The organism is uncultured Kordia sp. (assembly GCF_947496985.1).
GTDB lineage: Bacteria > Bacteroidota > Bacteroidia > Flavobacteriales > Flavobacteriaceae > Kordia.
In genome coordinates, this window is sequence record NZ_CANMEZ010000004.1 from 514,199 (window position 1) to 525,698 (window position 11,500).

At 32.9% G+C, this 11,500-nt stretch carries 4 protein-coding genes; all 4 read left to right on the forward strand.

Annotation, left to right across the window (positions count from 1 at the left end; genetic code table 11):
• The first annotated feature begins 167 nt into the window (after positions 1-167).
• The 4 genes from Q0828_RS13455 (at position 168) to Q0828_RS13470 (ending at position 11,220) form a co-directional block, all read left to right on the forward strand.
• Entirely contained in the window at positions 168-6,719 is a 6,552-nt protein-coding gene (locus Q0828_RS13455) for a hypothetical protein (protein WP_298421784.1), read from the forward strand.
• 27 nt (positions 6,720-6,746) lie between these two features.
• Positions 6,747-7,559 (forward strand): T9SS type A sorting domain-containing protein, encoded by an 813-nt coding sequence (locus Q0828_RS13460; protein ID WP_298421787.1) that lies wholly within the window; start codon positions 6,747-6,749, stop codon positions 7,557-7,559.
• Between the two features lie 529 nt (positions 7,560-8,088).
• Positions 8,089-9,483: a tRNA uridine-5-carboxymethylaminomethyl(34) synthesis GTPase MnmE gene (gene mnmE, locus Q0828_RS13465; protein ID WP_298421790.1), complete on the forward strand. Its 1,395-nt coding sequence runs from the start codon at positions 8,089-8,091 to the stop codon at positions 9,481-9,483.
• Between the two features lie 102 nt (positions 9,484-9,585).
• Positions 9,586-11,220, forward strand: coding sequence for a tetratricopeptide repeat protein (locus tag Q0828_RS13470; protein ID WP_298421791.1), 1,635 nt, complete (start codon positions 9,586-9,588; stop codon positions 11,218-11,220).
• The last annotated feature ends 280 nt before the right edge of the window (positions 11,221-11,500 follow it).

The following is an 11,500-nucleotide window of genomic DNA, read 5'->3' on the forward strand; positions in this document are numbered from 1 at the left end:
ATAATTAAGACTTTTCAGATAGCCTAATCATTACAGAAGTAACTTTTACAACAATTCACTGAAAATCAAATAAGTAACAAAAACTGTCCAGTTTTTGTCCAGTCAAACTTATGTAATATTTATTGTTTTACATGTAGGTTTGTCTTGTTCAAAAAAACAAATCTGCAATGAAACAAAAATTACTATATATTCTTTTATTGGCATGTATCAGTCATACTGCTTTTGCACAAACTACCACGATTCCCGATGCCAATTTTGAAGCTTTTTTAGAAGCCAACAATATGGGAAATGGAATTCCAAACGATCAGTTGGTAACAACTGCCAATATTGAAAACGTAACTGTGCTAAGTTTTAGTGTACAGAATAGAGCTGGTGGTGAAAACACTTCAAATATTTCAAACATTAGCGATTTAACAGGAATTGAAGATTTCACGGCATTAGAAGAACTCAATTGCAATGCATTACAACTAGTACATTTAGATTTGACAAGCAATCTAAATTTAAGAAAGGTATTTGCTAACGATAATGCACTAGAAACCATTAATGTTAATGGACTTACTGCATTAGAAAGACTAGAATGTGAACGCAATGTACTTGAAAGCCTTTCTTTAAATACAAATCCGGCAATAACTACTGTATTGGCAAATAACAATTCGTTTCAAACAATACATATAAAAAACGGGAACAATAGTGGAATTGATACTTTTAGAGCACAAAACAACCAAAATATTATATGCATCAATGTAGATAATACAGCGGAAGGTTTTCTTTCGGAGTGGGATTTAGACACATTATCTGGTTTTGGAAATCATTGTGGCGAAACATATGTTCCAGATGCTGATTTCGAAACTGAGCTAGAAACCAATGGTATGGGAAATGGAATTGCCAATGATAACTATGTAATTACAGCAAATATTGAAAATGTAACGACATTAGATCTTATTGGAGATATCTTAGATCTCACAGGAATCGAAGATTTTACTGCATTAATAAATTTGAATTGTGCAGGTACAGACATTACTACCGTAAATCTAAGTGCGCTTACACAGTTAGAAACATTGAATTGTGAAAATACCAATTTGGTGAGCTTAGATCTCACAGCAAATACCAACCTAACAACGTTAAATGCTTCTGGTACCAATATTTCCGAACTAGACCTTTCTCAAAATTCAGCATTAACCGCGTTAAGAGTAAGTTCAAATCCTAATTTAACAGCGCTAAATATAAAAAACGGGAACAACACAAATATTACAGAGATTTTTACGGGCGGTACGGAGTCCAATGTATCTTGTATTTTAGTAGATGATCCTGCATATTCACGGGAGAATTGGACTGTTGCAAATACTACGTTATTTAGTGATGTAGATTGCGCAACAACAGAAGTTCCTAGTGAAGCGTTACGAGATAGATTATCTATAATTCCAGGATTAGACGGAGCAGTTTCTGGTTCACACATATTAAATCATAAAGCAGCGATACTAACTACTCTAAGTATTACTGGTAGTAGTGTTAATGATTTAACGGGTATTGAAGCTTTTACAGGATTACAAGAATTAAGTTGTATTAACACAAATATCACAAGTTTAGATTTAAGTCAAAATACTGCCTTAACCAAATTATATTGTAATGACAATGCATTGACAAGCTTAAATATAAGTCAAAATGTAGTATTAACAGAGTTACATTGTTTCAATAATAATATCGCAAGCTTAGATGTAAGTCAAAATGTATTATTAACGGAGTTATACTGTTCAAACACCAATTTAACTAGCTTAGATCTTACAGCAAATACCAACCTGACAACGTTATATGCTTCTGGAATCAATGTTGCCGCACTAGACCTTTCTCAAAATTCAGCATTAACCATACTAACAGTAGATACGAACCCTAATTTAGTGTCTCTCAATATAAAAAACGGAAACAATGTCAATATTACCGACATTATTATTGGTGATGCATCATCCAATTTAGCTTGCATATTAGTGGATGATCCTGTATACTCACGGACAAACTGGAGTTTTGTAAATCCTATGTTGCTTAGCGATATAGATTGTGCACTAACAGAAATTCTCGACGCTAATTTTGTAGATAGTTTACATCTAATTCCAGAATTAGATGGAGCAATTGCTGGTTCAAACATATTAAATCATAGAGCAGCAACTATTACGGTTTTAGATGTAAGTAATACTAATAATATTAACGATTTAACAGGTATTGAAGCCTTTACAGGTTTGCAAGAATTAGACTGCTCTAACACAAGTATCACAAGTTTAAATCTAAGCCAAAATACAGCTTTAACCAAACTATATTGCCATGACAATGCGCTGACAAGCTTAGATGTAAGTCAGAATGTATTGCTAACGGAATTATATTGTTTCGACAGTGACATTGCAAACTTAGATCTAAGCCAAAATACAGTATTAACAAAATTACATTGTTACAATAATGATATCGTAAACTTAAATGTAAGTCAAAATCCATTGCTAACGGAGTTACATTGTTACAGCAATGATATCGCTACCTTAGATCTAAGTCAAAGTGTATTACTAACAGAGTTGCATTGTAACATTAATAATATGGCAAACTTAGATGTGAGCCAAAACGTATTACTAACGGAGTTATATTGCAATGACAATATATTAACAGAGTTAGATGTTAGCTTAAATACGCAATTGATAGCATTTGATTGCTCTTCCAATCAATTAATACGTTTAAACCTAAAAAACGGAAACAATGGAGCGTTTACCACAAGTAAATTAGATGCAAATCCAAACTTAAGTTGTATCAAAGTAGATGATCCTACAGCATCTTATCTAGCTGATATATGGGTAAAAGATGCGCAAAGTAGTTATGATCTTACTTGTGGCGAAACCTACATTTCTGATGATAATTTTGAAAACTATTTGGAAACCCATGATGCTTCCGGAAATGAAGTTCTTGCAGGCGAACCTACAAGTATGGGAAATGGTGTTGAAAATGATAATTATGTAACGACAACAGCGATCAATACGGTAACTCAATTATATGTTGGCGGAAGAGGAATTGCAGATTTTACTGGAATTCAAGATTTTGTGGGATTAACGCAATTACGTATTGAGAGTAATACAAATACTACGATTGATATTTCAAACCTTACGAATTTAGAACGTTTTACAGCACATAGTAATGGAAACCTTACTTCTGTGAATCTAACAGGATTGACGAATTTAGATTATATCAGAATTAATAATACAAGTTTGACCAGTCTGGATGTAAGTACCAATACCGCTTTAGAAGTATTATGGGCATTCACAATACCAACGCTAACAGATGTTATTGATTTTTCTAACAATACATTGCTTCGTCAAGTATTAGTTCATAATTCAGGAACTACTGGAGAACTCGATCTAAGTAATCTTACGAACCTCAAGTATTTAGATTGTAGAAACAATGATCTCTCAACAGTCAATGTGAAAAATGGAAATAATGCGAATGTTACCTTTTTTAATGCAACCAATAACCCAAACTTAAGTTGTATTCAAGTAGATGATAGAGTCTATTCCACAAATCAATGGAGTGATATTGATGCACAATCATTTTTTACAACAGATTGTCGCCAGACAAATATCCCTGACGCAAATTTTGAAAACTATTTAGAAACCCATGATGCAACTGGAAATACAGTTTCGGTAGGCGATCCAACTAGTATGGGAAATGGCGTTGCCAACGATAATTCGGTGTCTACTATTCATATAGAAAACGTAACGAATCTAGAAGTTTCTAATAAAGGAATTGTAAGCCTCACGGGAATTGAAGATTTTACAGCGCTTACAAACTTAAATTGTTCTCGCAATCAAATTCAGAATTTAGATGTTACCGCAAATACTGCCTTAATTGAGTTCAATTGTTTTGATAATGAACTAACAAGCTTAGATGTTACACAAAATGTATTGTTAAATACATTATCTGTTAATGATAATCAATTGACGAGTATCGATCTTACAAATAATACAGCAATAGATTTTTTATATCTTGAAAACAATCAAATTTCAAATTTAGACTTATCTCAAAATGTGCAATTGAGCTATTTTGTGGTAGGTAATAATCAATTAACGAGTCTCGATTTTTCTCAAAATACGCTAATTACAGATATTGGTTGTCAAGATAATATGTTGACAAACATAAATTTGAGTCAGAATACACTAGTAAGAGAATTAGATTGTAGTAACAATCAATTGGCAAGTTTGGATGTAACAGCAAATACAGCATTACAGTCATTGAATACAGCTAATAATCAATTGACTTTACTAGATCTTACTCAAAATACCAATTTAGAATATTTTACAGGCAACAACAATCAATTAGAAACATTAGACCTTTCCTTGAATACCTTACTTGAAACCGTAGAAGTTACAGACAATGCTTTAACAACGATCAATCTAAAAAATGGAAATACGACAAGCATAACTAATTTTAAATCAACCAATAATCCTAATTTAAGTTGTGTTTCGGTAGATGATGTCACGCATGCCAATACCTATTGGGTTGCGAAAGATGCACACACATTTTTTAATGAAGACTGTAGGCAAACCTATATTCCTGATGATAATTTTGAAAACTATTTGGAAACGCATGATGCCAGTGGAAACACAGTAAGCATTGGAGATGAAACGAGTATGGGGAATGGAATTGACAACGACGATTATGTAAATACAGATGATATAGAGAATGTAACGAGCTTACAAATTCACAATCAAAATATAGCAGACCTTACAGGAATTGAAGATTTCACGACTTTAAACAATCTCAATTTCAGCGAAAACCAGATAGTTGCTGTGGATTTAACAAGCAATATTGATTTAAGATTGCTGACATTAAATGATAATCAAATTACTTCGATGGATTTAAGTGGAAATCCTGATTTAATAGCTATTATAGCTAATGATAATCAATTCACGCATCTTGATTTTTCTGCAAATACAGCATTGGAATTTATTGAAGTACAAAACAATCAATTAACAAGTTTGAATATTAAGAATGGAAACAATATAAATTTCAACTATTTTGATGCGACCAACAATCCAAATCTAACCTGTATCAATGTCGATGATGAAAATGCCTCGTATTTAACTACTCAAAATTGGTTAAAAGACATAACAGCTTCGTATGGCGAACATTGCTATGATACCTATGTGCCCGATGCTAATTTTGAAGCCTATTTGGAAGATCGTAATTACGGTAACGGAATAGACAATGACAAGTATGTAACCACAGCCAATATCGTAGATGTAACCTCATTGAACATATTTTTGGGTCCATTTCCTTCCAACGATGATTTGATTGCTGATATGACAGGAATTGAAGATTTTACAGCACTCAAAACACTCATTGTTCGTAAAGGTTTATTTCAAAGTATCGATGTGAGTCAAAATCTACTCTTAGAAACCTTGGTGTTTTTCGATGGAGCATTGACGAGTTTGGATGTCACACAAAATACAGCGCTAACGACGTTAACATGTAGCAACAACAACTTAACAACCTTAGATCTAACTCAAAACATAAACCTTGTCGAGTTGAATTGTAATAGCAACAATTTAACAGCGTTAGATGTCACCCAAAATCCAGCACTTTTCTATATAAATTGCTCAAGAAATCAGCTAACGAGTTTGGATATTACGCAAAATCCGCTTCTAGAAGGCTTAGAATGTTTTGATAATCAACTCACAAGCTTAGATGTTAGTCAACATCCCGTATTTAACTATTTATTTGCTCATGACAATCAACTCACAAGTTTAAATGTTGCAAATGGAAACAATACGAATATGACACAATTTGAAGTGTATGGGAATCCAAATCTAACCTGTATTAAAGTTGATGATGCCGCAGCAGCTACCGCGGGAATGGGCAATTACAATAATTGGGATAAGGATGCGCAAGCTAGTTACAATGATGTAAGTTGCGATATCATTCTAGTGGCTCCAAAAGTATATTTGCAAGGTGCCGCTATAAATCCAATTACAGGAGAAGAAACGCTGATGCGCGATGATTTACGAACTGCTTCACTCCTACCAACGACAAGTCCGTACAGTGACAATGTAACTTGCGATGCTGCCGTTTTCAATACTACAGGAACGGATGCTATTGTCGATTGGATTTGGGTAGAATTGCGTGATGCAAACGACAATACCTTAGTAATCGATGCACAATCAGCATTGCTACAACGTGACGGAGATATAGTAGCAGTAGATGGAATTTCTGAACTAGGTTTTAATCAAAATGTGAGTGACTATTATATCGCAATAAAACATCGAAACCATTTAGGCATCATGACGTTCAATACGGTTGCGTTGACGACTAATATCACTTCCGTAGATTTTACAAACGAGAACAACCAAATTACACATGGAATCAATGCACAAGCAACCTTTGGAATGCCGGCGGATATTGTAGGTATGTGGACAGGAAATGCAAATGGAGACACGCTCATTCAATACTCTGGAACTGATCCAGATGTAACTAAAATTTTAGCTACCGTATTAAATGATGCTGGAAACTTCTTAAACTTTCCAACATATAGTGTTGTTGCATACACAACAGATGATGTAAACATGGACGGAAACACGCAATATACGGGAACGACTCCCGACTTGACTTTCATCCTTCAAAATGTATTGGCACATCCTGGAAACTTTCTAAACTTTAGTACCTATCAAATCATAGAACAATTACCAGAAAACTAACTATATAAATATTATTCAATTACTATTATGAACAAAATGACCTTACCTACACTACTTGCCTTAGTCCTTTGTTTTTTCTTTGGACAGATACAAGCACAAGATGGCTATACCTATACGTTAGTAGATAACGGAAGTTATAATTTCACTATTTCAGCAGTTCCAAATGCAAGTACATCTAACTTTGCTACTTCTGTACAGAGTTACGGATTTACAATTCTTTTACCAGATGGTATTACGGCGAGTATCACTTCTTCACTTGGAAGTAGTGCAGTAGCTTCTTTCTTTAATGGAAGTGACCTTGGACAACCAACTATAGATGGATATCTAATCACAGAAACATTAGGAAGTCCAATGTCATTACCCGCACCTTCTAATGGGACAACGAGTCCAATAGTAACAATACAGTTAGTTGGATCACCAACATCAGGAGTTCTTTCCATTTTGGCAAATGATTCTGCTTTAGCAAATGTAGTAACACCACTAAAATCATTTATGCAGGCAGATATGATTGATGATGCAATGGCATCATTTACAAATGTTGTAAATCCTGATGATTCAGGATTATCAGGAATTAGTACTTTTAATTTTTCTACCTTAAGCATAGCTACTGAAGAATTAACTGGTGTTTCAGTATATCCAAATCCAACAACAGATAAAATCCACATCACAGGAGTCGCAGATATTACAACTGTTGAAGTAACTAATATTAATGGGCAATTGGTGCTAAAATCAACATCAAATCTAGAAACTTTAGATATGAGTAGTTTACAAACAGGATTATACTTTGTAAAAGTTCTAACGAAAGATGCTCAAAAAACAATCAAGGTTGTAAAAAAATAAAATTAAAGTTTTTAGTCTGGCTTTAATTATATGTAATTAGACAATATGAGGCACCTAATTACGAAAAACGTCATCACCTACCAGATGGCGTTTTTTTTGCTTTACGACTTACTGTTTAAATATTAATGATTTAGAAGTTTAATAAATAAAGTCAGTCGATATAAGTATTCAGTCGCAAGCGTTTCTTTTCCGCAGTATAGCAGGAATTTTTCGTTAAAAATTTTTGAATCCTTGCAAAAAATTTAGAAAAATTCATGCGGTTTTAGTTTTTCAATGAAAGAAAAACTAAAAATACCTCTGGAAAAGCGCCATTTCTTTTGTTTCGTTTTCTTTGGGCGAGCAAAGAAAATGAAAATGAAAATAAAGTGCTGGAAATACAGGTGTATGTATTTTTTAATTCTTAAAGTTTTAAAAAATTAATTTGAAAAAAGTTATATCGAGTTCATGTTAAATACGAATATCAAAAAGCGAAGTAACTCAACATACAAAAACCAAACATATTCCCTACTTTTGCACAAATTACATGAATATGATTCCAAATGATACAATTGTCGCTTTAGCAACACCTTCTGGAGCTGGCGCAATTTCTGTGATTCGAGTTTCTGGAAAAGATGCCATTACAATTTGTGAACCGCTTTTTAAATCGATCCGAAATAAAAAGTTGAGCAAACAAAAATCACATACCATTCATTTAGGTCATATCATTGATGAAGATCGTTATTTGGATGAGGTTTTAGTGTCTTTATTTAAAGGACCTAACTCGTATACTGGCGAAAATACGATTGAAATTTCCTGTCATGGTTCTGTGTACATTCAGCAGCAAATTATTCAGTTACTATTGCGTAATGGCTGTAGAAATGCCAATGCTGGAGAATTTACCTTGCGTTCATTCTTAAACGGAAAACTCGATTTATCGCAGGCGGAAGCTGTAGCGGATTTAATTGCAAGTGATTCGGAAGCTTCACACCAATTGGCAATGCAGCAAATGCGTGGCGGATTTAGCAATGAAATCAAAAACTTGCGTGAAGAACTATTAAATTTTGCTTCTTTAATTGAGTTAGAACTCGATTTCGCAGAAGAAGATGTCGAATTTGCCGATCGTTCACAGTTTAAAACTTTAGTAAAGCGCATTCAATTTGTTCTAAAACGTTTAATAGATTCATTTGCCGTTGGAAACGTAATCAAAAATGGAATTCCTGTGGCGATTGTCGGAGAACCGAATGTTGGGAAATCTACATTATTAAATGCGTTGTTAAATGAAGAACGCGCCATTGTTTCTGACATTGCAGGAACCACACGTGATACCATTGAAGACGAATTGGTCATTGATGGAATTTCGTTCCGATTCATTGATACGGCTGGAATTCGTGAAACAAAAGATGTTGTAGAAAGCATCGGAATTCAAAAAACATTCGAGAAAATAGAGCAAGCACAAGTTGTCATTTATTTATTTGATGCTTCTCTCCTATCCAACGATCAAGAAAAATCAAAATTGATGTTGCAGGAAATTCATAAACTTCAAAATAAATTCCCGCAAAAACCAATTGTTGTCGTTTCAAACAAAATTGATAAAGGTGATGAAACATTCATCAAAAATACATTTGAGTTTGATAATTTATTATTGCTATCTGCCAAAGAAAATATAGGTGTTGATAATTTAAAAAATAAGCTTGTTTCCTTTGTAAACACAGGCGCTTTGCGTAACAATGAAACCATCATTACCAACACACGTCATTACGATGCGCTACTAAAAGCCTTGGAAGAAATTGACAAAGTGCATTACGGTTTAGAATCTGGCTTATCAGGTGATTTAATGGCAATTGATATTCGCCAAGCATTATATCATTTCGGAGAAATCACAGGAGAAATTACAAGTGACGATTTACTAGGAAATATCTTTGCTAATTTCTGTATTGGGAAATAGTTCAGACAAGCAGTTTTGTATTCGTCACAACTTATAGTTAGCTTTGTAATACAACCTATCATACAAATGCGTTCAGCTTCTCTCCTATTTATAATCACGCTTTTGCAATCTTTTACAAGTATTGCACAAGAGAAAGATTCTACCCTAGTAGCATTAGAAAAAGTGGTAGCAGAAGCGCCAAATGATTCTTTAAAAATTGAAGCATATCTGAAATTGGGCGATTATCAACTCCGACGCGATTTTAACAGCGTATCTTCCTATCTAAATGAAGCGTTACAAATAATAGAATCCTCAAAAAACACCCATAACACGGAATTACAAAAAGCCGAAATTTTACAACAATTTGGTTTAATTTACAGGAGACGTGCCAATTATTCAGAAGCCTTACGAAACTATTACAAAGCCTTAAAAATATTTGAAAAATACAATGATTCTATAGGATTGGCATCTAGTTGTAATAATATTGGGAATGTACTTATTTATCAAAAAGAACTTAAAAAAGCTAAAAAAATACTTCACAAGGCAATTACAATCAATACACAATTAAAACGTCCAAGAAGTATTGGACACAATTACAATATACTTTCCAGAGCGTATAAAGCCAATACTGAAATTGATTCTTTAAAATATTTTTTAAATAAAACCTTAGCATACTATACAGAAGCCAACTATGAAGAAGGTATCAATCAAGTAATGTCAAATATTTCTAATTTATATGTCAGAGAAAAACGATATCGGGAAGCATTGGAATTGCAACTAAAAAATCTGGCTTATGTAACAAAAATCAGAAAAAAGACAGCGATTGCAGCTTCTCATTTTAATATCACAAAAATTTACATCGCATTAAAAGAATATGATAAAGCGCTATTTCACATAAATACATCACTTGACATTGCCAAAACTGAAAAAATGGGACGTCGGTATTTTTTATCTTATCGAAGAAGAAGTCTCATTTACAATAATTTAAAAGATTATTACAATGCTTTGGAAGATTACAGAAGGTATGCCAAAGCGCGCGATAGTATTTTAAACTTAGCTAAGATTAAAGAAATTCGCGAAATAGAGCTAAACTATGCTTTTGAAAAAGAACGTTATATGGATAGCATTCAGTTTGTACAAGAAAAGAATGTACTCATGCTAAAAACTGAAAATGAATCACTTCAAAAAAAATGGTATCTCGCATTATTTATAATTACTTTATTCATTATCGTTTTTACGTTTTATTTTGGTGTAAAATACTATAAAAAATTACGCCTCAGAAAACAACTTGAAGCAGAAAAACTAAACACAAAAATTAATGAATTGAGTACTGAAATCAGTTCAAAAAGGGAAGAAATCACTGAATTGATGACAGAAACCATCATTCATTTACAATCTAAAGAAAAATTAACCGACAATCTCAGTAAACTCTCCAAACAACAAGAAGGTGTTTCGCTTACAGGAATTATTGCCGAATTGAAAGCTGACAAATTAGAAGATTCAAAAATTGTTTTACTCAAAGAAAATATAGAAACACTCAATTTTGAATTCTTAAAACGACTCCGTGAAAAACATTCCAATCTTACCAAAACGGATGTTGAAGTTTGCTCATTTATAAAACTTGGACTATCAAGAAAAGAGATTTCTGAACTTAGAAAAACGAGTTTAGAAGCTATAAAATCTACCCGATTTCGTCTAAAAAAGAAATTAAACCTATCAGCAAAAGATTCTTTAGATGAATATGTAAATTCAATATAATCAGATATTTACACATTTTGCACCCTTTTCTGCACCCTATCATTTCTTTTACACACTAAAAAATATTTCTAGTATTGCTGCATCATAATTCATAAAGCAACTTATATAAAGACGTGATGTTAGTTTTCATTAAAAACTTTTTTACAAAAACGAATAAACAGCAATCTTCTTTGGAAACACTACAATCCAAAAAAGAAAAAATGAAAGCTGAATTAGATTCGCTATATGAATTTGAATTCTTTTTAAAAGAGCTAAAAAATCAATCATAACCTATCATTCA